This window comes from Pseudomonas sp. AP3_22 TE3818 (genome assembly GCF_053628995.1).
The window spans coordinates 4,058,539-4,083,891 of record NZ_JBRJHL010000001.1; the positions used below are offsets into that span (position 1 = coordinate 4,058,539).

The 25,353-nt window shown below is 62.2% G+C and carries 24 protein-coding genes; 16 read left to right on the forward strand and 8 right to left on the reverse strand.

Translation table 11 applies throughout. The annotated features are described in order from the left end of the window. Nucleotides 1-5: 5 nt before the first annotated feature. Both AB7M25_RS18255 and AB7M25_RS18260 read right to left on the reverse strand, forming a co-directional pair. Nucleotides 6-1,496: an aldehyde dehydrogenase gene (locus AB7M25_RS18255; protein WP_454237785.1), complete on the reverse strand. Its 1,491-nt coding sequence runs from the start codon at nt 1,494-1,496 to the stop codon at nt 6-8. A gap of 208 nt (nt 1,497-1,704) precedes the next feature. Further along, nucleotides 1,705-3,081: a glutamine synthetase family protein gene (locus tag AB7M25_RS18260; RefSeq protein WP_007975260.1), complete on the reverse strand. Its 1,377-nt coding sequence runs from the start codon at nt 3,079-3,081 to the stop codon at nt 1,705-1,707. 283 nt (nt 3,082-3,364) lie between these two features. Between AB7M25_RS18260 and AB7M25_RS18265 the strand changes: the two genes are divergently transcribed. The 5 genes from AB7M25_RS18265 to AB7M25_RS18285 all read left to right on the forward strand — a co-directional run bounded on the left by AB7M25_RS18265 (nt 3,365) and on the right by AB7M25_RS18285 (nt 8,769). After that, a complete protein-coding gene (locus AB7M25_RS18265) occupies nt 3,365-4,126 on the forward strand; it encodes a gamma-glutamyl-gamma-aminobutyrate hydrolase family protein (RefSeq protein ID WP_454237786.1) in 762 nt (253 codons plus the stop codon). Between the two features lie 371 nt (nt 4,127-4,497). Continuing rightward, on the forward strand, nt 4,498-5,640 hold the full coding sequence (potA, locus tag AB7M25_RS18270; RefSeq protein WP_007982155.1) for a polyamine ABC transporter ATP-binding protein: 1,143 nt from the start codon (nt 4,498-4,500) through the stop codon (nt 5,638-5,640). Continuing rightward, nucleotides 5,637-6,551 (forward strand): ABC transporter permease subunit, encoded by a 915-nt coding sequence (locus tag AB7M25_RS18275; protein ID WP_258681415.1) that lies wholly within the window; start codon nt 5,637-5,639, stop codon nt 6,549-6,551. The genes potA and AB7M25_RS18275 overlap by 4 nt, the downstream gene beginning before the upstream one ends. Beyond that, the gene (locus tag AB7M25_RS18280; protein ID WP_454237787.1) at nt 6,548-7,432 is read left to right on the forward strand and encodes an ABC transporter permease subunit; all 885 of its coding nucleotides are present in this window, start codon (nt 6,548-6,550) and stop codon (nt 7,430-7,432) included. The genes AB7M25_RS18275 and AB7M25_RS18280 overlap by 4 nt, the downstream gene beginning before the upstream one ends. A gap of 239 nt (nt 7,433-7,671) precedes the next feature. Continuing rightward, a complete protein-coding gene (locus AB7M25_RS18285) occupies nt 7,672-8,769 on the forward strand; it encodes a polyamine ABC transporter substrate-binding protein (RefSeq protein ID WP_429389231.1) in 1,098 nt (365 codons plus the stop codon). Between the two features lie 1,572 nt (nt 8,770-10,341). Here the strand turns inward: AB7M25_RS18285 and thpR are convergent. Then, complete coding sequence (gene thpR / locus AB7M25_RS18290; RefSeq protein ID WP_429519258.1) at nt 10,342-10,890, reverse strand: RNA 2',3'-cyclic phosphodiesterase; 549 nt, start codon at nt 10,888-10,890, stop codon at nt 10,342-10,344. A 123-nt stretch (nt 10,891-11,013) separates the two neighbouring features. Here thpR and AB7M25_RS18295 point away from each other — a divergent pair, with 123 nt between their 5' ends. Further along, nucleotides 11,014-11,208, forward strand: a complete 195-nt coding sequence (locus tag AB7M25_RS18295; RefSeq protein WP_429387706.1) for a hypothetical protein — start codon at nt 11,014-11,016, stop codon at nt 11,206-11,208. Between the two features lie 14 nt (nt 11,209-11,222). Here AB7M25_RS18295 and AB7M25_RS18300 read toward each other — a convergent pair whose 3' ends face one another. Together AB7M25_RS18300 and AB7M25_RS18305 are read right to left on the reverse strand one after the other, a co-directional pair. Next, complete coding sequence (locus AB7M25_RS18300; RefSeq protein WP_429387709.1) at nt 11,223-11,576, reverse strand: DUF1428 domain-containing protein; 354 nt, start codon at nt 11,574-11,576, stop codon at nt 11,223-11,225. A gap of 17 nt (nt 11,577-11,593) precedes the next feature. After that, on the reverse strand, nt 11,594-12,658 hold the full coding sequence (locus AB7M25_RS18305) for a hypothetical protein (protein WP_429387711.1): 1,065 nt from the start codon (nt 12,656-12,658) through the stop codon (nt 11,594-11,596). Nucleotides 12,659-13,091: 433 nt separating this feature from the next. Between AB7M25_RS18305 and AB7M25_RS18310 the strand changes: the two genes are divergently transcribed. Next, nucleotides 13,092-13,352 carry a hypothetical protein gene (locus tag AB7M25_RS18310; protein WP_429387712.1) on the forward strand — a complete coding sequence of 87 codons (261 nt, stop codon included), beginning with the start codon at nt 13,092-13,094 and terminating at the stop codon, nt 13,350-13,352. Between the two features lie 38 nt (nt 13,353-13,390). Here AB7M25_RS18310 and AB7M25_RS18315 read toward each other — a convergent pair whose 3' ends face one another. Then, nucleotides 13,391-13,627, reverse strand: coding sequence for a hypothetical protein (locus tag AB7M25_RS18315; protein ID WP_429387715.1), 237 nt, complete (start codon nt 13,625-13,627; stop codon nt 13,391-13,393). Between the two features lie 180 nt (nt 13,628-13,807). On the opposite strand from AB7M25_RS18315, the gene AB7M25_RS18320 reads away from it, so the two are divergent. The 6 genes from AB7M25_RS18320 (at nt 13,808) to yghX (ending at nt 21,028) form a co-directional block, all read left to right on the forward strand. Further along, the gene (locus AB7M25_RS18320) at nt 13,808-15,571 is read left to right on the forward strand and encodes an L-lactate permease (RefSeq protein ID WP_429387716.1); all 1,764 of its coding nucleotides are present in this window, start codon (nt 13,808-13,810) and stop codon (nt 15,569-15,571) included. A gap of 214 nt (nt 15,572-15,785) precedes the next feature. Next, complete coding sequence (glcD, locus tag AB7M25_RS18325; protein WP_429519256.1) at nt 15,786-17,285, forward strand: glycolate oxidase subunit GlcD; 1,500 nt, start codon at nt 15,786-15,788, stop codon at nt 17,283-17,285. Next, entirely contained in the window at nt 17,285-18,349 is a 1,065-nt protein-coding gene (gene glcE, locus AB7M25_RS18330; RefSeq protein ID WP_454237788.1) for a glycolate oxidase subunit GlcE, read from the forward strand. The genes glcD and glcE overlap by 1 nt, the downstream gene beginning before the upstream one ends. Before the next feature lie 3 nt (nt 18,350-18,352). Beyond that, the gene (gene glcF, locus AB7M25_RS18335) at nt 18,353-19,570 is read left to right on the forward strand and encodes a glycolate oxidase subunit GlcF (protein WP_454237789.1); all 1,218 of its coding nucleotides are present in this window, start codon (nt 18,353-18,355) and stop codon (nt 19,568-19,570) included. 19 nt (nt 19,571-19,589) lie between these two features. Next, nucleotides 19,590-19,991 carry a heme-binding protein gene (locus AB7M25_RS18340; protein WP_429387723.1) on the forward strand — a complete coding sequence of 134 codons (402 nt, stop codon included), beginning with the start codon at nt 19,590-19,592 and terminating at the stop codon, nt 19,989-19,991. Nucleotides 19,992-20,140: 149 nt separating this feature from the next. Next, nucleotides 20,141-21,028 (forward strand): YghX family hydrolase, encoded by an 888-nt coding sequence (gene yghX, locus AB7M25_RS18345; protein WP_429519254.1) that lies wholly within the window; start codon nt 20,141-20,143, stop codon nt 21,026-21,028. A gap of 123 nt (nt 21,029-21,151) precedes the next feature. Here the strand turns inward: yghX and AB7M25_RS18350 are convergent, their stop codons facing one another. Continuing rightward, entirely contained in the window at nt 21,152-21,805 is a 654-nt protein-coding gene (locus tag AB7M25_RS18350) for a peroxiredoxin (RefSeq protein WP_429387726.1), read from the reverse strand. A 110-nt stretch (nt 21,806-21,915) separates the two neighbouring features. Then, nucleotides 21,916-22,860, reverse strand: a complete 945-nt coding sequence (locus AB7M25_RS18355) for an aldo/keto reductase (RefSeq protein ID WP_454237790.1) — start codon at nt 22,858-22,860, stop codon at nt 21,916-21,918. 129 nt (nt 22,861-22,989) lie between these two features. Between AB7M25_RS18355 and AB7M25_RS18360 the strand changes: the two genes are divergently transcribed. From AB7M25_RS18360 to AB7M25_RS18370, 3 genes are all read left to right on the forward strand, one after another. Further along, a complete protein-coding gene (locus AB7M25_RS18360) occupies nt 22,990-23,778 on the forward strand; it encodes an alpha/beta hydrolase (RefSeq protein ID WP_454237791.1) in 789 nt (262 codons plus the stop codon). A gap of 286 nt (nt 23,779-24,064) precedes the next feature. Beyond that, a complete protein-coding gene (locus tag AB7M25_RS18365; RefSeq protein WP_429387731.1) occupies nt 24,065-24,694 on the forward strand; it encodes a hypothetical protein in 630 nt (209 codons plus the stop codon). A gap of 19 nt (nt 24,695-24,713) precedes the next feature. Beyond that, on the forward strand, nt 24,714-25,352 hold the full coding sequence (locus tag AB7M25_RS18370) for a helix-turn-helix transcriptional regulator (protein ID WP_429387733.1): 639 nt from the start codon (nt 24,714-24,716) through the stop codon (nt 25,350-25,352). Nucleotide 25,353 lies beyond the last annotated feature (1 nt).

Consider the following 25,353-nt stretch of genomic DNA (forward strand, 5'->3'; position numbering starts at 1 on the left):
TGTTGTTAGAGCTTGATCCAGGTCGCTTTGAGTTCGGTGTACTTGTCGAACGCGTGCAGCGATTTGTCCCGACCGTTACCCGACTGCTTGTACCCGCCGAACGGCGCGGTCATGTCGCCGCCGTCGTATTGGTTGACCCAGACGCTGCCGGCACGCAAGCCACGGGCGAAGGTGTGGGCCTTGCTCAGGTTGCGGGTCCAGACGCCGGCGGCCAGGCCGAAGATGCTGTCGTTGGCAATCGCCAGGGCTTCATCAAAGGTGTCGAAGGTGATGACCGACAGCACCGGGCCGAAGATTTCTTCCCGGGCGATGGTCATGGCGTTGGTCACGCCGTCGAAAATCGTCGGCTGAACGTACTGGCCACCGGTGTCTTCTAGGGTGCGGCTGCCGCCGGCGATCAGTTCGGCGCCCTGCTCCTTGCCGATGCCGATATAGCGCAGCACGTTGTCCAGTTGACGCTGGTCGACGACCGCACCAACGGTAGTCGCAGGATCGAGTGCGTGGCCCGGCTTCCAGGCTTGCAAGGCTTCTACCAGCAATGGCATGAACTGCTCGCGAATCGAACGCTCCACCAGCAGGCGCGAACCGGCGGTGCAGACTTCGCCCTGGTTGAAGGCGATGCCGCTGGCCGCTGCCTGTGCCGCCGCGCGCAGATCCGGCGCATCGGCGAACACCACGTTCGCGCTCTTGCCCCCGGCTTCGGCCCAGACGCGTTTCATGTTGCTTTGCCCGGCGTAGATCATCAGCTGCTTGGCAATCGCCGTGGAGCCGGTGAAGGCCAGCACGTCGACATCCATGTGCAACGCCAGCGCCTTGCCCACGGTGTGGCCGTAGCCCGGCAGGACGTTGAACACGCCTTTCGGGATGCCGGCATCGAGTGCCAGCTGCGCGATGCGGATCGCGGTCAGCGGCGACTTTTCCGAAGGCTTGAGGATGAACGAGTTGCCCATCGCCAGGGCCGGGGCGAATTTCCAGCTGGCCATGATCAGCGGGAAGTTCCACGGCACGATGGCCGCAACCACGCCGGCCGCTTCGCGCGTCACCAGGCCCAACTGATCGTGGGGGGTGGCGGCGACTTCGTCGTAGATCTTGTCGATGGCTTCGGCGGTCCAGCGGATCGCGTTGGCGGTCGCCGGAATGTCGATGCTCATGGAATCGCTGATCGGCTTGCCCATGTCGAGGGTTTCGAGCAGGGCCAGTTCTTCCTGGTTCGCCAGGATCAGGTCGGCGAAACGGATCAGGATGCGCTTGCGCTCGGCCGGGGCCAGGTTGGCCCACACACCGGATTCGAAGGTGCGGCGCGCAACGGCGACCGCCGCATTGGCGTCGGCTTCGTCGGTGCTGGCGACGTTCACCAGGAAACGGCCGTCCACGGGGCTTAAGCATTCGAACGTGGCGCCACTGGCGGCCGCGCAGTATTGGCCGTCAATGAAGGCACGACCTTCGATTGTTAGGGACTGGAAGCGTTGCTCCCAATCGCTGCGAGTGTTTGTCATGGTTGTGACTCGACGCAGGGGAATAGGTAGTGCGGGACCCACTGTAGGAGCTGGCTTGCCAGCGATAGCGCAGGGACATTCAGCATCGATGTCGCCTGATGGACCGCATCGCCGGCAAGCCGGCTCCTACAGGGGGCCAGGCACGAAACTCATTTGCAGGAGCTGGCTTGGCGGCGTACACAGGTTTTTGTGTACGCCGCCAACACCGTCAGACGGTATGCAAGTACCAGTTGTACTCAAGGTCGGAGATGGAGTTCTCGAACTCGGCCAGCTCGCTTTCCTTGCACGCCACGAACACATCGATGTACATCGGGTCGATGTAGCGCGCCATGACTTCGCTGTCGTCCAGCTCGCGCAGGGCATCGCGCAGGTTGTTCGGCAGGCTTTGCTCGTTCTGCTCGTAGCTGTTGCCTTCCACCGGGGCGCCCGGCTCGATCTGGTTGGTCAGGCCGTGGTGCACGCCGGCCAATACCGAGGCCATCAGCAGGTACGGGTTGGCGTCGGCACCGGCCACGCGGTGCTCGATGCGCACGGCGTCCTTTGATCCGGTCGGTACGCGCACGGCCACGGTGCGGTTGTCGATGCCCCAGCTCGGTGAGTTCGGCACATAGAACTGCGCGCCGAAACGACGGTACGAGTTGACGTTCGGGCAGAGGAACGCCATCTGCGCCGGCAGGGTCTCGAGCACACCGCCGATCGCGTGTCGCAGCGCGGCGTTCTGCTCGGGATCCTCGCTGGCAAAGATGTTGTTGCCTTCTTTGTCGAGAATCGAAATGTGCACGTGCAGACCGTTGCCCGCCTGGCCCGGGTACGGCTTGGCCATGAAGGTGGTGTCCATCTCGTGGTCGTAGGCGATGTTCTTCACCAGACGCTTGAGCAGGACCGCGTAGTCGCAGGCCTTGATCGGGTCAGCCACGTGATGCAGGTTGACTTCGAATTGCGCCGGGGCGCTTTCCTTGACGATGGCGTCAGCCGGGATGCCCTGCTCTTTCGCGCCTTCGAGGATGTCTTGCAGGCAATCGACGTATTCGTCGAGGTCGTCGATCAGATACACCTGGGTCGACATCGGACGCTTGCCGGATACCGGCGAACGCGGCGATTGCGGACGACCGTTCACGTTGTCCTGGTCGATCAGGTAGAACTCCAGTTCGAACGCGGCGCAGATGGTCAGGCCCATGTCGTCGAACTTGCGCACGACATTGGCCAGCACTTCACGCGGGTCGGCGAAGAATGGCTCGCCTTCGAGTTCGTGCATGGTCATCAGCAGTTGCGCAGTCGGGCGCTTCTGCCAGGGTTCGATGCTCAGGGTGCCCGGGATTGGGTAGCAGATCCGGTCGGAGTCGCCGATGTCCAGACCCAGGCCGGTGCTTTCCACCGTGGAGCCATTGATGTCCAGAGCAAACAGAGACGCCGGCAGGTTGATGCCTTTCTCGTAAACCTTATGAAGACTGGTGCGTTCGATGCGCTTGCCGCGCACCACACCGTTCATATCCGCAATCAGAAGGTCGACGTACAAAACCTCAGGATATTTCTTAAGGAATGCGTTTGCTTCGTTGAGTTGAACGGTACGCAGAGGGACCGACATGATGCACCTATTTTTTACTGTTAATTATTATGTTCACCGCCCTTTCACGAGCCCAGTCAATCCGAAAGGCAAAGTGAAGTCAATAGCGAACACCTGGCCTATCAACGTTTATTTTCGGGCCTCTCAGAAGGACGAGAGTGCCAGATACGCCCTCAAACACGCGTAAATCCTGAAGATCGGACGTGCGGCGTTTAGAATTTTTTACATGAGAGTTGTTAATTAAAATCAACAAGGCTAAGCTCCGGAAAAGCTCGTTCAAGTGTGAAACTTCGAGGTGATAAAAATGGCATTCAAGCCATTGATCGGCGTTACTGCGTGCGTCAAACAGATTGGCCTGCACCCCTACCACATCAGCGGCGACAAGTACTTGCGTGCTGTCAGCGTCGCGGCGCTGGGGCTGCCTGTCGTTATTCCTTCCTTAGGCGACCTGACCGAAATCGATGACCTGCTGCCGCAGCTCGACGGTCTGTTGCTGACCGGCTCGCCGTCGAACGTGGAACCCTTCCACTATCAAGGCCCCGACAGCGCCCCCGGCACGGAACACGATCCGCAACGGGACCGCACCACCCTGCCACTGATCCGCGCAGCCATCGCTGCCGGCGTTCCGGTGCTCGGCATCTGCCGCGGCTTCCAGGAAATGAACGTGGCGTTCGGTGGCAGCCTGCATCAGAAAGTCCATGAACTTCCCGGCTTCCTCGACCACCGCGAGGCCAACCACCCGGACCTGGCCGTGCAATACGCTCCCGCCCATGCGGTGAATGTGCAGCCCGGTGGTGTGTTCGAAGCGCTGGACCTGCCTGCGGTGTTCCAGGTCAATTCGATTCACAGCCAGGGCATCGACCGCCTCGCGCCCGACCTGCGTGCCGAAGCCGTCGCACCCGATGGCCTGATCGAGGCGATCTCGGTCGAGCACAGCCAGGCCTTCGCCCTCGGCGTGCAATGGCACCCGGAATGGCAGGTTCTGAACAACCCGCCTTACTTGAGTATTTTCCAGGCGTTCGGCGAAGCCTGCCGGCAACGGGCGGCGCTGCGTCACTCGCGCTGACGACCCGGCACCCAGGATCAACGATTAACTGCCCTCACGAGCGGGCAGGCGCTTTTGCGTGTCCCGTTCGTGACAACAACACACTGCAATAACAACAAGTACGACCAGGCAGCCAGGACGGCGGCGCCGAATAAACCCGAGCGGGATGGGTGATGCCAGCAAGGCAAATGCAATTCCCTGTGGGAGCTGGCTTGCCAGCGATGGCGGTTGGTCAGTCAACGATGATGTCGACTGTCAGGGCCTCATCGCTGGCAAGCCAGCTCCCACAGGGACCGCGCATGAATTGGCCGGCATCACCCGCCTCGGGTTTGCAATCCACTATTAAGCCGGGCCGTGTTGGCCGGGCGACTGAAACCTGTTGGGAGTTTCACATGGCAAACGCCTCCAGCATTTACAGGAAGGCTATTGAAGGTCACCAGGCACCGAAAAAGGTCCTGGTGAAAGTCGATCGCGTCACCAAGAAATTCGACGAAACCACCGCAGTGGACGATGTGTCCCTGGAAATCCACCAGGGTGAAATCTTCGCCCTGCTCGGCGGTTCCGGCTCCGGTAAATCGACCCTGCTGCGCATGCTCGCCGGTTTCGAGCGCCCGACCGAAGGCCGGATTCTGCTCGACGGTGTCGACATCACCGACATGCCGCCGTACGAACGACCGATCAACATGATGTTCCAGTCCTACGCGCTGTTCCCGCACATGACGGTGGCGCAGAACATCGCCTTCGGCCTCAAGCAGGACCGTTTGCCAGCGGCCGAGATCGAAGCCCGGGTGCAGGAAATGCTGCGCCTGGTGCACATGACCCAGTACGCCAAGCGCAAGCCGCACCAACTGTCCGGCGGCCAGCGTCAGCGCGTGGCCCTGGCCCGTTCCCTGGCCAAGCGTCCGAAGCTGCTGCTGCTCGACGAACCGATGGGCGCCCTGGATAAAAAGCTGCGCTCGCAAATGCAGCTGGAGCTGGTGGAAATCATCGAGCGCGTGGGCGTGACCTGCGTGATGGTGACCCACGACCAGGAAGAGGCCATGACCATGGCCCAGCGCATCGCGATCATGCACCTGGGCTGGATCGCCCAGATCGGCAGCCCGGTCGACATCTATGAAGCACCGGTCAGCCGCATGGTCTGCGAATTCATCGGCAACGTGAACGCCTTCGACGGCACCGTGGTGGAAGACCTGGAAGGTCACGCGATCATCCACAGCCCGGACCTGGAACAGAAGATCTACGTCGGTCACGGCGTCAGCACCTCGGTGCAGGACAAGTCGATCACCTACGCGATCCGCCCGGAAAAACTACTGGTCAGCACCGTCAAGCCGGACAACCGCTACAACTGGTCCAGCGGCAAGGTGCATGACATCGCCTACCTCGGCGGCCACTCGGTGTTCTATGTCGAGCTGCCTGGCGGCAAGATCGTCCAGTCGTTCATGGCCAACGCCGAACGCCGTGGTGCACGTCCGACCTGGGACGATCAGGTCTACGTGTGGTGGGAAGACGACAGCGGCGTGGTACTGCGCGCATGAAAACCTTCAATCAGCAATTTCTGAGACTGGTCCCCAGCGGGCGCAAGTTCGTCATCGGGATTCCGTTCATCTGGCTGTTCCTGTTCTTCATGCTGCCGTTCTTCCTGGTGATGAAGATCAGCTTCTCGGAAGCGGCCCTGGCCATTCCGCCCTACTCGGAGATCTACACCTACGCCGAACAGAAATTCCAGCTGTTGCTCAACATCGGCAACTACACCTTGCTGGGCCAGGACGAGCTGTACCTCTCGGCTTATCTCGGTTCGTTGAAGGTCGCGCTGTTCAGCACCCTGATGTGCCTGGTGATCGGTTTCCCGATGGCCTACGCCATCACCAAGGCCAGCAAGGAAGCGCAGAACGTGCTGATGCTGTTGATCATGATGCCGACCTGGACCGCGATCCTGATCCGCGTGTATGCGTGGATGGGCATCCTCAGCAACAACGGCCTGCTCAACGGGTTCCTGATGTGGACCGGGCTGACGTCGCAGCCGATCGAGATCCTCAACACCAACACGGCTGTTTACATCGGTGTGGTGTATGCGTACCTGCCGTTCATGGTGCTGCCGCTGTACGCCAACCTGGTCAAGCACGACCAGAGCCTGCTGGAAGCCGCGTCGGACCTGGGTTCGAGCACCTTCAACAGCTTCTGGAAAATCACCGTGCCGCTGGCCAAGAACGGCATCATCGCCGGCTGCATGCTGGTGTTCATTCCGGTGGTCGGTGAGTTCGTGATTCCGGAACTGCTCGGCGGTCCGGAAACCCTGATGATCGGCCGTGTGTTGTGGCAAGAGTTCTTCAACAACCGCGACTGGCCGGTGGCGTCTGCCCTGGCGGTGGTGATGCTGTTGATCCTGATTGTGCCGATTCTGCTGTTCAACCGCAGTCAGGCCAAAGAGATGGAGGCACGGGGATGAAACGCTTCGGATTTTCAAAGTTCATGCTGATTTTCGGCCTGTCGTTTATCTACCTGCCGATGCTGATCCTGGTGATCTACTCGTTCAACGCCTCGAAGCTGGTGACGGTGTGGGGCGGCTGGTCGTTCAAGTGGTACGCCGGTTTGCTCGACAACTCGCAACTGATGGGCTCGGTGGTGCGTTCGCTGGAGATTGCCTGCTACACCGCCATCGCGGCGGTGGCGCTGGGTACCCTGGCAGCGTTCGTGCTGACCCGCGTTACCCGCTTCAAGGGGCGCACCCTGTTCGGTGGCCTGGTCACCGCGCCGCTGGTGATGCCCGAGGTGATCACCGGTCTGTCGCTGTTGCTGCTGTTCGTGGCCATGGCGCAGTTGATCGGCTGGCCGCAGGAACGCGGCATCGTCACCATCTGGATCGCCCACACCACGTTTTGTGCCGCTTATGTGGCGGTGGTAGTCTCCGCCCGCCTTCGCGAGCTGGACCTGTCCATCGAGGAAGCGGCCATGGACCTGGGTGCGAAACCGTTCAAGGTGTTTTTCCTGATCACCATCCCGATGATCGCGCCCTCACTGGCGGCCGGCGGCATGATGTCGTTCGCCCTGTCGCTGGATGACCTGGTGCTGGCGAGCTTCGTCTCCGGCCCGGGTTCCACGACCCTGCCGATGGAAGTGTTCTCGGCGGTACGTCTGGGGGTCAAGCCCGAGATCAACGCCGTGGCCAGCCTGATCCTGTTGGCGGTGTCGATCGTGACCTTCATGGTCTGGTACTTCAGCCGCCGTGCCGAAGCCACCCGCAAACGCGCGATCCAGGAAGCCATGGACCAGACCGCCAGCGAATCCTGGCAACAACCGAAAAAGCAGCTGGCAGGAGCAACGGCTTAAGCCGCTGCTGAATTAACTGTGGCGAGGGGGCTTTTGTGGCGAGGGGGCTTGCCCCCGTTGGGTCGCGAAGCGGCCCCAAAACCGGAAACCGCGGTGTTTCAGTTTCACCGCACTCGCTGGTTTTACGACTGCTGCGCAGCCGAACGGGGGCAAGCCCCCTCGCCACAGAAGCGCCCTCGCCACAGGTTTTGTGTTCACTGTTTTGTGATCTTGAATAAAAAAGAAATGGAGTTGTACCGATGAAAATGTTTGGCAGGACTCTGCTGACACTGTCCTTATTGGGCGCGATCGCCACCGGCGCCCAGGCCAATGACAAGGTTCTGCGCGTCTACAACTGGTCGGATTACATTGGCCCGGACACCGTCAAGAAGTTCGAAGACGAGACCGGTATCCAGGTGACCTACGATGTGTTCGACAGCAACGAAACCCTCGAAGCTCGCCTGCTGGCGGGCAAATCCGGCTACGACATCGTCGTGCCGTCCAACAGTTTCCTGGCCAAGCAGATCAAGGCCGGCGTCTACCAGACGCTGGACAAGTCGAAGCTGGCGAACTGGAACAACCTCAATCCGGTGCTGCTGAAAAATGCCTCCGCGAGCGATCCCGACAACGCTCACGCCATCCCGTACATGTGGGGCTCGATCGGCATCGGTTTCAACCCGGCCAAGGTCAAGGAAGTGCTCGGCGCCAACGCCCCGACCAACTCCTGGGACCTGCTGTTCAAACCGGAAAACGCCGAGAAGCTCAAGGCCTGCGGCATCAGCTTCCTCGACTCGCCAACCGAAATGATCCCGACCGCCCTGCACTACCTGGGCTACCCGGTGAACGATCAGGACAAACAGCACATCGCCGAAGCCGAGGCGCTGTTCATGAAGATTCGCCCAAACGTGGCGTACTTCCATTCGTCGAAATACATCTCGGACCTGGCCAACGGCAACATCTGCGTGGCCGTCGGTTACTCCGGCGACGTGCTGCAGGCCAAGGCCCGCGCCCAGGAAGCCGGGGACAAGGTGAAGATCGACTACAGCATCCCGAAAGAAGGCGCCGCCAGTTTCTACGACATGCTCGCGATCCCGCGCGATGCCGCCAACGTCGAGAACGCGTACCTGTTCATGAACTTCCTGATGCGCCCCGACGTGATCGCCGACATCACCAACAACATCGGCTACAGCAACGCCAACGCGGCGGCCACGCCACTGGTCGATGAAGCGATCCGCAACGATCCGGGCTCCTACCCGTCGGAAGCGGTGATGGCCACGCTCTATGCCGTACCGGACCAGCCGATCGCCATCCAGCGGATCATGACCCGAGGCTGGACCAAGGTGAAACTCGGCCAGTAATTCACTCAATTGATCTGCTGAGCCTGACATAGCCATCGCGAGCAAGCTCGCTCCCACAGGGATAGCGCGAACTTCAAGGTACATGCCGTACCTGTGGGAGCGAGCTTGCTCGCGATGAGGCCAGAACATCCAGCACACATTTCAGCTCTACCAATTTCCGTTCACGCAGCGCCTTACCACCGCTGCCTCTCCTGCAAGTAGAACGGCCTCACCTGGCTCCCTCGGTTCAGGTGAATTTGGCGCCCTCGGGCGCCTTTTTTTATAGGGCCTTCACTGGTTTTTTTTCAGCATGGGCAAGGTCGCTTGTAGGAGCTGGCTTGCCAGCGATGGTCGTTAACGATAACGCGTGTGAACCGGACGGCGCACTGGAGTCCATCGCCGGCAAGCCGGCTCCTACAGTTTCCCCGTGTGGGCGCGGTCCTTTGTGGGAGCTGGCTTGCCAGCGATGGTCGTTAACGATAACGCGGGTGAACTGGATAAACGCGGCGAACTGGAGTCCATCGCCAGCAAGCCGGCTCCTACAGTTTCCCCGTGTGGGCGCGGTCCTTTGTAGGAGCTGGCTTGCCAGCGATGGTCGTTAACGATAACGCGTGTGAACCGGATGAACGCGGCGCACTGGAGTCCATCGCCGGCAAGCCGGCTCCTACAGTTTCCCCGTTTGGGCGCGGTCTTTTGTGGGAGCTGGCTTGCCAGCGATGGTCGTTAACGATTACGCGTGTGAACTGGATGAACGCGGCGCACTGGAGTCCATCGCCGGCAAGCCGGCTCCTACAGTTTCCCCGTTTGGGCGCGGTCTTTTGTGGGAGCTGGCTTGCCAGCGATGGTCGTTAACGATTACGCGTGTGAACTGGATGAACGCGGCGCATTTGAGTCCATCGCCAGCAGGCTGGCTCCTACAGTTTCCCAGTATGGGCGCGGTCCTTTGTAGGAGCTGGCTTGCCAGCGATGGTCGTTAACGATAACGCGTGTGAACCGGATGAACGCGGCGCACTGGAGTCCATCGCCGGCAAGCCGGCTCCTACAGTTTCCCCGTGTGGGCGCGGTCTTTTGTGGGAGCTGGCTTGCCAGCGATGGTCGTTAACGATAACGCGTGTGAACCGGATGAACGCGGCGCATTTGAGTCCATCACCAGCAGGCTGGCTCCTACAGTTTCCCAGTGTGGGCGCGGTCCTTTGTAGGAGCTGGCTTGCCAGCGATGGTCGTTAACGATAACGCGTGTGAACCGGATGAACGCGGCGCACTGGAGTCCATCGCCGGCAAGCCGGCTCCTACAGTTTCCCCGTGTGGGCGCGGTCTTTTGTGGGAGCTGGCTTGCCAGCGATGGTCGTTAACGATAACGCGGGTGAACTGGATAAACGCGGCGCATTTGAGTCCATCGCCAGCAGGCTGGCTCCTACAGTTTCCCAGTGTGGGCGCGGTCCTTTGTAGGAGCTGGCTTGCCAGCGATGGTCGTTAACGATAACGCGTGTGAACCGGATAAACGCGGCGCACTGGAGTCCATCGCCAGCAAGCTGGCTCCTACAGTTTCCCGGTCAGACGCACGTTTTTAAGGGATTGCGTGAAGAACCTTTTTTATGTGCGGTCAACATCAAGCAACGGCCATTCGGCCAGCGCCCGATAACGGCCCTTGTGGGATTCGAACAGGGTGAAGCGCTCGGCACGCAGGATGAACTCCGGCGCGGTCGGGGACTCCGGCACCGGCGCCCGATAGTCCCGCGCCAGGGTCAGGTGCGGGCGATACTCCCTTGGGGCCTCCTCCAGCCCGAACGGCAACATCGCCTGTTCCAGGGCATAGACCAGACGCAGCAATGCCGGGGGCGCCTGCTGCGGCGCGAGCACCAACGCCCCTGCCCTGCGCCATACGTCCAGCCGGTCAAGCACCACCGTCAAGCGCTCGTCCGGCGCGCGGATGGACGCCGCAGCGGTGCAGAGGTCGGCGATCTGCGCCACACCCACCGCGCCCAAAAACTTCAGCGTCAGGTGAAAGTTGTCCGCCGGCACCGGTCGACCATTGCGCAGCTGCAGCGCACTGCGCCACTGAGCGATCTCCCGGCGCTGGGCCGGGGCGCAGTCCAGCGCAAAGAACAGACGCTTGGTCGGCTCGCGGGTTTCGTCGTTCATGCCGCACTCCTTGTGGGAAGACTGTCTGAGTGTACTCAACACCCGCCTGCCGGCCAGCGGATTTCTGGCATCGTCCACAAGGCGCGTTATAGTTCTGACATCCCACAACCGGAGGGGGTGAGCATGCGACAGATCATCAGCAAAGAGCCATGGTGGGCCAGACCGCCCGCGCCAGGTCAGGATGAACGCCAGCTGGAATGGGGCTGGCTGGTGCATTACAGCGAAGGTGAGCCGCGCTTCGAGTTCATCCGCGAGCGGCCGACGGACGACGAGATCCGCCAGCGCAAGAGTTGCAGGATCACCCCGACGCCGGAGTGACCCCGCGTCCGGCATCAAGCCGTGAGAAGTACTTCAAACCCGCCGTACACCATGCGCTGGCCATCGAAGGGCATCGGATTGACGTCCGGCTTCATGCGCGGGTCCTGCATCATCTTGTCCATCCCGGCATTGCGGGTGGCCTTGTCCGGCCAGATGATCCAGCCAAAGGCAACGGTTTCGCCCTCCTTGAGTTTCACCGACATCGGGAACGAGGTGACCTTGCCCTCCGGCACGTCCTCGCCCCAGCATTCGACCACGCTCAAGGCACCGTTTTCCTTGAAGACCGAGGCGGCGATCTGGGCGTGCTTGAGGTATTGCCCACGGTTGGCGGTGGGTACGGCAGCGATAAAACCATCGACATAAGACATGAGTGTTTCTCCTTGGGTCATGGGGTGTTCTGCTGAGTAGTCGGTTGCGCCGGCGTCCAATCGACAGTGCCGGCACTCAAACCGACCGGCGGTTGTGCGCCGCCGCCCAGATTCCCTTCAATCTGCTTCGCCATGTAAAGCGTGCCGGCCATGACGCCGGTGGTCGGGTTCTGCACCAGCTTGATCCAGGCCTTGTCGAAGGTGTTGCCCAGACTGCTGCGGATCAGCGCCTCGCTGTCCGGCCTGTCATTGGCCTGAATGATTGCGCGAATGCCCGCCACTCCGACGGTGATCAATCCGCCGGCGAGTTTCCCGGCGGCGGCGGCCACGGCACTGGCGGCCCCGCGCGGGGCCATCTCGGCTTCCATGCGCTGACTGGCGCGCTTGGCCACCGGCGCCATCGCGGTGTCGGTCGAGCCCACCCCCTTGTCACCGCCGGCCTTGTGGATTTTGTCGAGCAACGCGGCGTAGGCCGGCAATGTGGTCAATGATTCGGTGTGCACGACCTGGTACAACGAGGCGTCCCGTGCCGGCGGTGGCCCGAGGGCAATGGCCGGGATTTTCTGGATGCGCCCGTTGAGCTGGGCCATCGGCACGCCGTGGCGGGTGGAGATTTTCTGCAGTTCTTCCTTGAGGATGTCGACGTAGAATGCCGCTGCCAGGCCAAGAATCGCGTCGGGATCGATTTCCGCCGCCACCGGGGCCAGGACCTTCTCCTGATAGGCCTCGAGCAGGTACGCCGCCAGGCGCTTGGCCGAGGCATCCTGCTCACCCTTGGCGCTGATGGTGTACCAGCTGACTTTCATCGACAGCCATTCCTGGGTCCAGTAGCTGCTGAACCACGGAATGAAATTCTCTTCGGTCAGTTCATAGACCCGTGTACGCCAGTATTCCATGGCGCCACGGGCGTAGATTCGGGTCTGCTCGGTGGCCGACTGGGACGCGGCGACGATCTCCCGGTCCACCTGCTGCCAGGTGCTGGCGGGAACGATGACCGGCGCCACTTCCACCGGCGCACGGGGCGGCGTGGCGCACCCTGCCAACACCACCAGCACGGCAATGATCAGCGAACGCAGGTTCAAGATGGCGGCTTCCTGAAGTGTGCACCGGGCGGGATGTCCAGCACTCGAAAACCATGATTCAAGTATAGGTCGCGACATGTGCATGGCCGACAACCTGCGGCATTTTTGAGGGCCTCTTCGCGGGCAAGCCCGCTCCCACAGGTTGCGTGTCGTGCCCGGATCATGTGGCAAGCACAAAACATTGTGGGAGCGGGCTTGCCCGCGAAGGGGCCAGAGCAGGCAGTGCAAATTGCACCATCACTGGCGTCGATATTCACCATCGCCGCGATTGCCTTCCGCTTGAACGCCGTCAGCGTAGGATCGATCCCAAGCCAACACGACATCCCGAATCGGAGGGAAACCTCATGCTGATCCATCTGCTGACCTGCCTGGCCCTGACGGCGTTCACATTGAGTGTGTTTGCCTGGTACGTCCTGAGCGAGGAGCAAACATCATGATGCACACCGTCTCCCTCGCCGTGCGTTTTCCGCTGTTCGGCAAGAATTTCTACGCGCAGAAATTCGAGTCACGTAAAGAGTTGACTCTGCTGTTCGACGAGAAGTTCGAAGCGTTGCTGATCCCCTCAGCCGATCATCACTTCAGCAATGAAGTGGTCGGGCTCAATGACCAGTTCCGCTTTTTGAATGACGTGTTGGCCGAGCATTTGCTGGATGTCGAGCTGGCAAAAGCCTCGGCCCGTTCGTTCGGGTTCTGACAGCGACCGTCGGTCACCCAGGCACGGACGGGGACCGCTCACAACGTTCGCTGGCTATTGCCAGTGCCCCTCGCAATATCGATTCCCCAATCCATGGCCGCCTCCATGTCCAGCATGTGCGGGCGTGGGTCGTGGTTTTCGTCGATGACCGTGCCGTCCGGCTTGTAGACACCGATAAACATGCCCAACGAACCGTCTTTCAATATCTCGGCGGTGACTTTGATTTTGCATCCGTTCGATAGCGTCTCCTTGTGTTCTATATGGCGCTCGGTCATGACTGCATTCCTCCCCTGACTGAATTCAAACCCTACTGGCCATGCTAGCTCAGGCCCCGGAACTGCGCCGCCCCGATGGACCGGAGGGCCTGGCCTGACAGCGGCGCAATGCCACCTATACTCAAGGCCACCTCCCCCCAGGGGATCTGCACGTCCAACAATAAAAAGCAGAGGTGGAACATGGTCTGGCAGCAAGTCTACGATCCGTTCGGTAACCCGGTGCTTTCAACGCTCATGGCGGCTGTGCCGGTGGTGGTGATGCTGGCGTCCCTCGCGTTTTTTCATGTCAAGGCGCACCTGGCGGCGTTGCTCGCCCTGGCCTCGGCCTTGCTGATCGCGATCTTCGCCTTCGGCATGCCAGCGAACATGGCCGGTTCCGCGGCGCTGTTCGGTGCAGCCAACGGTCTGCTGCCGATTGGCTGGATCGTGTTGAACATCATCTTCCTGCACCGCCTGACCACCGAAAACGGTTCGTTCAAGGTGCTGCAAGACTCCCTGGCGCGCATCACCGATGACCGGCGCCTGCAATTGCTCCTGATCGCCTTCTGCTTCGGTGCGTTTTTCGAAGGCGCGGCCGGTTTCGGTACGCCGGTGGCAGTGACCGGGGCGATTCTCATCGGGCTCGGCTTTTCGCCGCTTGCCGCCTCGGGGCTGGCGCTGATCGCCAACACCGCGCCGGTGGCATTCGGCGCCCTCGGCACGCCGATCATCACCCTGGCCAAGGTCACCGGGCTGGATGAGATGGAGCTGTCGATGATGGTCGGCCGGCAGTTGCCCTTCTTCTCGGTGCTGGTGCCTTTCTGGCTGATCTGGGCCTTCGCCGGCTGGCGCAAGATGCTGGAGATCTGGCCGGCGATCCTGGTGGCCGGGGTCAGTTTTGCCGTTCCGCAGTTCCTCGTGTCGAACTATCACGGGCCCATGCTGGTGGATGTGATCGCCGCGCTGATTTCCATGGCCTGCCTGACCGGCTTCCTCAGGGTCTGGAAACCGGCCACCGTGCACACCTCCGCCGCCCTGTCCGGCCGGGTTGACAACTCGAAGATCGACGCCGAGCACGACGAAAAGCCCGTACCGACCGCCACCTTCGCCAACGAGGCGAAACCGGCGGTGATGCGGGCGTGGATGCCGTGGATCATCCTGACGATCTTCGTGTTCATCTGGGGTACGCAAGGCTTCAAGAACACCTTCGACACCCGCCCGGCCATCGACCCGCAAACCAGTGCCGCCAAGCTCGATCCGCAGGGCAAGCCGATGCGCGAGGCGAACCCGGTGTTCGCGCCGGTCGTGACCTTCACCACCCTGCACCTGCAAGTCGAAAAAGTCCCGCCCGTGGTGCCGGCGCCGAAAACCGAAGAGGCGGTGTACAAGTTCACCTGGTTCACCGCCACCGGCAGCGGCATTCTGCTGGCGGCGATTGTCGGCGGTTTGCTGATGGGGTACTCGATCCCGCAATTGATTCGCCAGTACCTGCGCACCCTGTGGGTGGTGCGTTACTCGCTGATCACCATTGCCGCGATGCTCGCGCTGGGCTTCCTCACACGCTACTCCGGCCTGGATGCGACCATGGGCCTGGCCTTCGCCGCGACGGGCATTTTCTACCCGATGTTCGGCACCCTGCTGGGCTGGCTCGGCGTGGCGCTGACCGGCTCGGACACCGCATCCAACGTGCTGTTCGGCGGCCTGCAACGGGTGACATCCGAGCAACTGGGTATCAGCCCGGTGTTGATGGCCGCCGCCAACAGTTCCGGCGGGGTCATGGGCAAGATGGTCGACGCCCAGTCGATCGTGGTCGCCTCCACCGCCACCCGCTGGTACGGCCATGAAGGGGAAATCCTGCGCTACGTGTTCTTCCACTCGATTGTGCTGGCGATTCTGGTCGGCGGGCTGGTGACGTTGCAGGCCTACGTCGCGCCGTTCAGCCATATGGTGGTGGGCGGGCATTAAATCGAACTGTGGGAGCGGGCTTGCTCGCGAAGAGGGAGTGTCAGTCGAAGACATTACCGTCTGACACACTGCCTTCGCGAGCAAGCCCGCTCCCACATGGGCGAGTGGTTTTTATTGAATGAATGGTCCGTCGTGCGGACAAACATCCCATGGACAGCCGGCCGTATCAGGCCAATGATGAAGGTCGCAGGTCTCCAGCGAGAATCGTGATCCCATGAACATTCTCTACGATGAACGCGTTGACGGCGCCTTGCCCGACGTCGACAGACAGGCACTGTTGCAGGCCCTGCAGAGCCGCTTGCCGGGCCTGGAAATCCTGCATCAGCAAGAGGAACTCAAGCCCTACGAATGCGACGGACTGTCGGCCTATCGCACCACGCCGATGCTGGTGGTGCTGCCCCGGCACATCGATGAAGTGCAAGGGGTGCTGCGCGTCTGTCATGAGCTGCACGTCCCGGTCGTCGCCCGTGGCGCCGGCACCGGTTTGTCCGGCGGTGCGCTGCCCCTCGAGAAAGGCGTGCTGCTGGTGATGGCGCGCTTCAACAACATCCTGGGCATCGACCCCGCCGCCCGTACCGCGCAGGTTCAGCCGGGTGTGCGAAATCTGGCGATTTCCCAGGCGGCGGCACCGTTCGGCCTGTATTACGCGCCGGATCCATCCTCGCAAATTGCCTGCTCCATCGGCGGCAACGTCGCGGAAAATGCCGGTGGCGTGCACTGCCTGAAGTACGGCCTGACCGTGCACAACGTGCTCAAGGTCGACATCCTCACGGTCGACGGCGAGCATTTGAGCCTGGGCTCCAATGCCCTCGACGCCCCCGGTTTCGATCTGCTGGCACTGTTCACCGGCTCCGAAGGCCTGCTCGGGGTGATCACCGAGGTCACGGTCAAGCTGCTGCCCAAACCGCAGACCGCCAAGGTATTGCTGGCGGCGTTCGACTCCGTGGAAAAAGCCGGGCGCGCCGTCGGCGACATCATTGCCGCCGGCATCATCCCCGGTGGCCTGGAAATGATGGACAACCTGGCCATCCGCGCCGCCGAGGACTTCATCCACGCCGGTTATCCGGTGGAGGCCCAGGCCATTCTGCTGTGCGAGCTCGATGGTGTTGAAGCCGATGTCTCGGATGACTGCGACCGGGTGCGCCAGGTCCTGCAACAGGCCGGTGCGACCGAGGTGCGCCAGGCGAAGGACGAAGCCGAGCGCGTACGTTTCTGGGCCGGGCGCAAGAACGCCTTCCCGGCGGTGGGCCGCCTCTCGCCGGATTACTACTGCATGGACGGGACCATCCCCCGTCGCGAACTGCCCGGCGTGCTGCACGCCATCGCCGAACTCTCGAACGAATACGGCCTGCGGGTGGCCAACGTATTCCACGCCGGCGACGGCAACATGCATCCGTTGATTCTGTTCGACGCCAATCAACCCGGTGAACTGGAGCGCGCGGAAAACCTGGGCGGCAAGATTCTGGAGCTGTGCGTGAAGGTCGGCGGCAGCATCACCGGTGAGCACGGCGTGGGTCGCGAGAAGATCAACCAGATGTGCGCGCAATTCAACAACGATGAGCTGACCCTGTTCCATGCCATCAAAGCCGCTTTCGACCCGAGCGGCCTGCTCAACCCCGGCAAGAACATTCCGACCCTGCACCGCTGCGCCGAATTCGGCGCCATGCATATACATGGCGGTCAATTGCCCTTCCCCGAGCTGGAGCGTTTCTGATGCACGGCCCTGCAGATTTCGATGACAGCCAAATGCTCCTGGAACAGGTCAATCAGGCGCTGGAAAACGCTACGCCGTTGCGCATCCAGGGTTCCAACAGCAAAGGTTTTCTTGGCCGCACCACGGCCGGGGAAATTCTCGATACCCGCGCGCACCGGGGCATCGTCAGTTACGACCCGACCGAACTGGTGGTCACCGCCCGTTGCGGCACGCCGCTGTCGGAACTGGCGCAGGCGCTGGATGCCGCACAACAGATGCTGCCCTGCGAGCCGCCGTCCTTTGGCGACGGCGCCACGGTCGGCGGCATGATCGCCTGCGGACTGTCCGGCCCACGGCGCCCTTGGTCCGGTTCGGTGCGCGATTTCGTCCTCGGCACGCGGGTCATCACCGGTCAAGGCAAACTGTTGCGCTTCGGTGGCGAGGTGATGAAAAACGTCGCCGGCTACGACCTGTCACGCCTGATGACCGGCAGTTACGGCTGCCTCGGGCTGATCACCGAAGTCTCGCTCAAAGTGCTGCCAAAACCCCGGAAAGTCCTGAGTATCAGCCTGGAAATGGACCCTGAACGCGCCTTGCTGCGCCTGGCGCAATGGGGCCAGCAACCGTTGCCGATCAGCGCGGCCTGTCACGACGGTACACGCCTGCACCTGCGGCTCGAGGGCGGTGAAGGTTCGGTGGCGGCGGCCCACGAGCGCCTCGGTGGCGAACGGCTGGACGCTTCCTGGTGGGAAGATCTCAACGAACAGCGCTTGAGTTTCTTCGATGAAGACCAGCCGCTTTGGCGCCTGTCACTGCCGCACAACACACCGCGCCTGTCGCTGCCGGGGCGCCAGTTGATCGACTGGGGCGGCGCCCAGCGCTGGTTGAAATCCGATGCCGAAGCGGCGTTCATCCGCCAGGTCGTCGACGAAGTCGGCGGCCATGTCACCTGCTTCAGCCACGGCCTCACCGACACCCCGTTCCAGCCGCTGCCCCAGGCCCTGATGCGCTATCACCGCAACCTCAAACAACAACTCGATCCACGGGGCATCTTCAACCCCGGACGCCTGTACGCGGAGCTTTGAACCATGCAGACGACCCTGAGTGAAAGCGCCCGCCATCTGCCCCGCGCCGCAGAAGCCGAAAGCATCCTGCGCACCTGCGTGCACTGTGGCTTCTGCAATGCCACCTGCCCGACCTATCAATTGCTCGGCGATGAACTGGACGGACCGCGGGGCCGCATCTACCTGATCAAGCAGGTGCTGGAAGGCAACGACGTCACGCAAAAGACCCAGCAACACCTGGATCGCTGCCTGTCGTGCCGCAACTGCGAAACCACCTGCCCATCGGGCGTCGATTACCACAACCTGCTGGACATCGGTCGCGCGGTGGTCGATGCGGCGGTGCCGCGTCCGCTCGGGCAGCGCCTGTTGCGCGAGGGGTTGCGCCATACCGTGCCGCATCCGGACCTGTTCAAGAGCCTGGTCAATGGCGGCCAGATGTTCCGTGCGCTGCTGCCCGGCACCCTGCAAAGCAAGTTACCGCGCCGTGTCTACCCGGCCAAGCCACGGCCCATGACCCTGCGCGAGCGTCAGGTGCTGATGCTCGAAGGCTGCGTGCAGCCCGGCCTGTCGCCCAACACCAATGCCGCGGCGGCGCGGGTGCTGGACCGGTTGGGGATCAGCGTCATCGCGACCCGCGAAGCCGGTTGCTGCGGCGCCGTGGACTACCACCTGGACGCCCAGGCCGCCGGCCTCGATCGCGCCCGGCGCAACATCGACGCGTGGTGGCCGGGCATCGAAAAAGGCGCCGAGGCGATTGTGCAGACCGCCAGCGGTTGCGGCGCCTTCATCAAGGACTACGGCCATCTGCTCGCCAGCGACCCGGCCTATGCCGAAAAAGCGAAAAAGGTCAGCGAACTGGCCCGGGACCTGGTGGAGGTGTTGCGCGACGAGCCGCTGGAAAAACTCGGGATCCACGCCTCGCAGCGCCTGGCCTTCCATTGTCCTTGCACCTTGCAGCACGGGCAGAAACTCGGTGGCGCCGTGGAAGCGCTGCTGACCGGACTCGGTTTCAACCTGACGTCCGTGCCCGACGGGCACCTGTGCTGCGGCTCGGCGGGCACCTATTCGCTGACCCAGCCCGAGCTGTCGCGACAACTGCGCGACAACAAGCTCAATGCCCTGGAAAGCGGCCATCCCGAGGTCATCGTCACGGCCAACATCGGCTGCCAGTCGCACCTCGACGGCGCGGGCCGGACCCCGGTGCGGCACTGGATCGAACTGGTCGAAGCCGCCCTGCCTTAACCGAATCCCGGAGATGCCCATGAACCGCAAAGCCGTGCTGAGCCAGACCGAAGTCCAGCAGATCATCAAAGCCGCCCGTGCCGAGGCACAGGCCAATCAATGGGCCGTGACCATAGTGGTGGTCGATGACGGCGGCCACCCGCTGGCCCTCGAACGCCTCGACGGTTGCGCACCGAGCAGTGCGTACATCGCCACCGAAAAGGCCCGCACCTCGGCCCTGGGACGGCGCGAATCGAAAAGCTATGAGGACATGGTCAACGCCGGGCGCTACGCTTTTCTGTCAGCACCGCTGCTGACTTCGCTTGAGGGTGGCGTGCCGATTGTTTTCGAGGGCCAGGTGATTGGGGCTGTCGGGGTGTCAGGCGTCAAGCCCGAGCAGGATGCGCAGGTGGCGAAGGCCGGGGCGCAGTGCGTGAAATGAGGTTTTGGCATCACCCTGGATCCCTGTGGGAGCGGGCTTGCTCGCGAATGCGGTGGCACATCCAACATCCATGTATCTGACACACCGCTTTCGCGAGCAAGCCCGCTCCCACAGGGTCCGCGTTCAACCAGCCGAGAGGAGTTGCACCGATGACCCGCCTGACAGCCAAAGACTTCGCCCCGGAACTGCTGGAACTCTACGACTACTACGCCCACGGCAAGATCAATCGCCGGGAGTTTCTCGACCGCGCAGCGTTGTTCACCTTTGGCGGTTTGACCGCCGGTGCCCTGCTCGCGGCGCTAAGCCCCAACTACGCGCTGGCCGAGCAAGTCGAGTTCACCGACCCGGACATCATGGCCGAGTACGTCACCTACCCTTCGCCCAAGGGCCATGGCCAGGTACGGGCTTATCTGGTGCGCCCGGCCAAGGCCACCGGCAAGGTGCCGGCGGTGGTGGTCGTGCATGAAAACCGCGGGCTCAACCCGTACATCGAAGACGTGGCCCGGCGTGTCGCCAAGGCCGGCTTCATCGCCCTGGCCCCGGACGGCCTGACCTCAGTCGGCGGTTATCCCGGCAATGACGACAAGGGCCGCGAACTTCAGGCCACGGTCGACCCGGAAAAGCTGATGAACGACTTTTTCGCCGCCGTCGAGTGGATGATGAAACACCCTGCCGCCACCGGAAAAGTCGGCATCACCGGGTTCTGCTACGGCGGTGGCGTGACCAACGCCGCCGCCGTGGCCTATCCGGAACTGGGCGCCGCCGTGTCGTTTTATGGCCGTCAGCCAACGGCCGAGGAAGTGCCCCGGATCAAGGCACCGGTGATGCTGCACTACGGCGAACTGGATACGCGGATCAACGAGGGCTGGCCGGCCTACGAGAAAGCGTTGAAGGCCGGGGGCAAGACCTATGAGGCCTACATTTATCCGGGCTGCAATCATGGTTTCCACAACGACTCGACGCCGCGTTATGACGAGGCGGCGGCGAAGCTGGCGTGGGAGCGGACGTTGGGGTGGTTTCGCAAGTATCTGGTTTGAAGTCCTGGGCCAGCAGGGCCGGCCCCTTCGCGGGCAAGCCCGCTCCCACAGGGGATCTCGTGTTCACCGGAGATCCCTGTGGGAGCGGGCTTGCTCGCGAAGGCGGTTTCAGGGCTGCCGAGGTTACTTCGGCTGAGCCACCGTCCGCAGATACGGCTTCAGTGTCGTGAAGCCATCCGGGTATTTCTTCTTCGCGTCTTCGTCAGACACCGAAGTCGGGATGATCACATCCTCACCCGGCCGCCAGTTCACCGGCGTGGCAACGGTATGCTTGGCATTCAGTTGCAGAGAGTCGAGCAAGCGCAGCACTTCATCGAAATTGCGCCCGGCGCTCATCGGGTAGATCAGCATGGCCTTGACCTTTTTGTCCGGGCCGACGATGAACACCGAGCGCACCGTGGCGTTGTCCACCGCCGTGCGCGCGCCGCCGCTGGCATTGGGGTGGATCATGTCGTAAAGCTTGGCCACCACCAGGTTTTCATCGCCGATCAGCGGATAGTTGACCGCGCAGCCCTGAGTCTCGGCGATGTCGCCGACCCAACGGTTGTGGTCACTGACCGGGTCGACGCTGAGGCCGATGACCTTGGTGTTGCGCTTGTCGAATTCGGGCTTGAGTTTGGCCAGGTAGCCCAGTTCAGTGGTGCACACCGGGGTGAAATCCTTGGGGTGGGAAAACAGGATGGCCCACCCGTCGCCGATCCATTGGTGAAAATTGAGCGTGCCTTCGGTGGTTTCGGCGGTGAAATCCGGTGCTTCGTCGCCAATGCGGATAGCCATGTTCGATCTCCTTGCAGTGATGGACAGGGACGCCGTCAGGGCAACGAATGCGCTTTCAACGGCATGGACGCGGACAGTATAGGAGAGGTTGCGGGACTCGCCGGGCTGCGCTAGTCCACCAGCGCAATCAGCTGCTGACGCTGGGCATCGGTCAGCGTCGGGCCGAAACCGGCCCAGGCATTCTGCGCCATGTAGCGCGGGTTGCCGGTGCCCGGAATCACGCAGGTCACCGCCGAATGCGACAACAGGAACTTCAGTGCCAGTTGCGCCCAGCTCTTGACCCCGACTTGTGCCGCCCAGCCTGGCAGCGGTTTGTCTTTCAGTCTGGCCAGCAGGCTACCACCGCCGAACGGCCGATTGCAGATCACCGCCACGCCCCGTTCGCGGCACAACGGCAGCAAGCGTTTCTCGGCACCGCGATCATCCAGGGCGTAGTTGATCTGCAGGAAATCCAGCGGCTCGGCCTTGAGTACCGCTTCCACTTCGTCGTAGGCCGACGCCGTGTAATGGGTGATGCCGATGTAGCGGATGCGCCCTTGTTCTTTCCAGTGGTGCAGGGTCGGCAAGTGCGTCTGCCAGTCCAGCAGGTTGTGGATCTGCATCAGGTCGATCCGGTCGGTCTGCAACAGGGCGAAGGATTGTTCCATCTGCGCGATGCCTTCCTCGCGCCCGCGGGTCCACACCTTGGTGGCCAGGAACGCCGGCGAGCGCGGTTCATGGATCGACAGCAGTTCGCCGGTGGTCTGTTCGGCGCGACCGTACATCGGCGAGCTGTCGATTAGCTTGCCACCCTTGTCGAACAACGCATCCAGTACCGCGGGCAAGTCCTTGTAGGCCGGTTGCGAAGGCTCGACGTCGAATCCGCGGTAAGTGCCCAAGCCTACGATCGGCAAGGACTCGTTGCTGGAAGGAATGGCGCGAGTCTGCATGGTCTTGCCTCCTGTTCCCGTCGACGGCGCGGGTTGCGCACCCGCCGGACCGAACGTGAAGACCGCCGAAGCACCGGCAGCCAGCGTGAGTATTTCTCTACGGGTGTAACCCTCAGGATGGCTCATAAAACGCTTCTCACCAGTCGTTCGGGTTCGGCCTGTGACACCGACACGGCGGAAAACCCGCGCCAAGGGTCGATTGACTACACTCACAAGGCCCTGCGGCGCCTGCCACTTTCAAACCCCGAGCCGTCAATGCCGCCCACTAACGTTAGTCGAATGTCGCGCACCCTGGTGTTACTCGTCGTCATCGTCGCTGCGTTGTACCTGGCGCTGTGCGTGGCGCTGTTCGTGTTTCAGCGGGCGCTGATCTATTACCCGCAACCGCGCGCCGTCGGGGCAGCCGGGACGCTGCTCACCCTGCCCGTCGCCGACGCACGGGTGCTGGTGTCCATCCGGCCTCACGAAGGCCCGAATGCGCTGATCTACTTTGGCGGCAATGCCGAAGATGTCTCGCGCAACTTGCCCGGGTTCACCCAGGCGTTCCCTGATTACGCGCTGTATCTGCTGCATTACCGTGGCTTTGGCGGCAGCTCCGGCTCGCCTTCCGAAGAGGCCATTGCCCGCGACGCCTTGACCTTGTTCGACCGGGTGTATGCCAGCCATCCGCACGTGGCGGTGGTCGGACGCAGCCTGGGGTCGGGTGTCGCCGTGCGCCTTGCCAGCCAGCGCCCGGCCGCGCGCCTGGTATTGATCACGCCCTACAACAGCCTCGAAGGGCTGGCCGTCCGTCAGTTTCGCTGGTTTCCGGTGCGCTGGTTGCTGAAGGACAAATACCCGTCCTGGCAGTTCGCCGCCCGCATCACCGTACCGACGGTCTTGATAGCGGCCGAGCATGACGAAGTGATTCCGCGTTCGAGCACCGAGCGTTTGTTGAGTCATTTCACCAAAGGCGTGGCGTCATTGCAGGTGATACCGGGGACGGGGCATAACTCGATCAGCGAAAGCCCTGAGTACTTGAAGGCGCTGGGGGATGGGCTGTAACGGCAACACCGGTCCTTGTGGCGAGGGGGCTTGCCCCCGTTGGACTACGAAGTAGTCCCGAATCCAGACGATGCGTATTCAGGTTAACCGCATGTAGCTGTTTTACGACTGCTGCGCAGCCGAACGGGGGCAAGCCCCCTCGCCACAAAAAGCCTCCCTATGCCCCCAGTCGCTTCCGGCAACAGGCTATGGCCATTCATCTGAGAGTTCGCTTCCAGCCAATAAAAACATATTTATATGCCTATATTGATATTGTCGAACGTTCCCACTCTCAGAGGGTGCCGTCATGAATATCAAAACCCTGGCTTTGCTCCTGCTGGCTTTCTGTGCGCAACCGGTCTGGAGCCAGACGCCTGCCGCTTCACCCGCCGTTGCCGACAGCCCCGCGCTGACCACGCGCCTGGCCCTGCGTGACCTTTGGGTCGAGCACATTTTCTGGATCAGAAACTACGCATTGGCCAATCAATCCGCCGACCAGAAACAAGCCAAGGTCGCGGCCGATCAGGTGGTCGACAACGCTACCAAGATCGCCAACAGCATCGCCCCGCTCTACGGCCAACCGGCGGCGGATCAATTGCTCAAGCTGCTTGCCGGCCATTGGGGCGCGGTGAAACACTACAGCGACGCCACCGTGGCCAAGGACGCCAAGGGCAAGCAGGCCGCCGTCACCGAGTTGACCAGCAATGCCAAGGCGATTGCGGCGTTCCTGGCCGGCGCCAACCCCAATCTGCCTGAAGCCACACTGGTCAACATGCTGTCGGCCCATGGCGGTCACCACATTGCCCAGATCGATGAGTTTGCCGCGCACGATTACGCCGGTGAAGCCCGTACCTGGGCGATGATGCGCACGCACATCCTGGCCCTGGCCGATGCGTTGACCGGCGCGTTGGTCAAGCAATTCCCGGACAAGTTCTGATTTCGCGCGAGGGCACCCCATGCTGGAAGGACTGGGTCGAACACAGCAAGACCTGCTCAATGCGCTGCTGCACCATGCCGGCGGCATGAGCATTGACGAGTTGGCTGAACATCTGGCCGTCACGCGCACGGCGATCCGCCAACACCTGGCGGCGCTGGAGCGTGACGGCCTGGTGTTGCGCGGCGACACCCGCCCGACGGGGCGTCGCCCGGAGCAGCTGTATCGGCTCACCGACCACGCACGGGAGCAGTTCCCTCGCCACTATCAGCTACTGGCCAGCGTCCTGATCGATGAAGTCGCCGCCATCATCGGCCCCCAAGCCCTGGCCTCGCTGATGCGCAGCATGGGCCGCAAACTGGCGCTGGACCGTGAACAACAGGTCGTGGACGAAGCCAGGATCGTCCAGCACATGAACCAGGCCGGCTATGAAGCGGAGGTGTTTTTTCGCTCAGGCAACACGCCGGAAATCGTCGCGCATAACTGCGTGTTCCATCGCCTGGCCGCCGAGCATCCGGTGGTCTGCGAACTGGACCTGGCCTTGATCGGCGCGCTGGGCGGTGGTGAAGTCGAGCACAGCGAGTGCATGGTGCGTGGCGGGCATGTCTGTCGCTTCAGGCTGCGACCGACAGAAAGCCCGGAACCGCCACTCGAAGACTGAC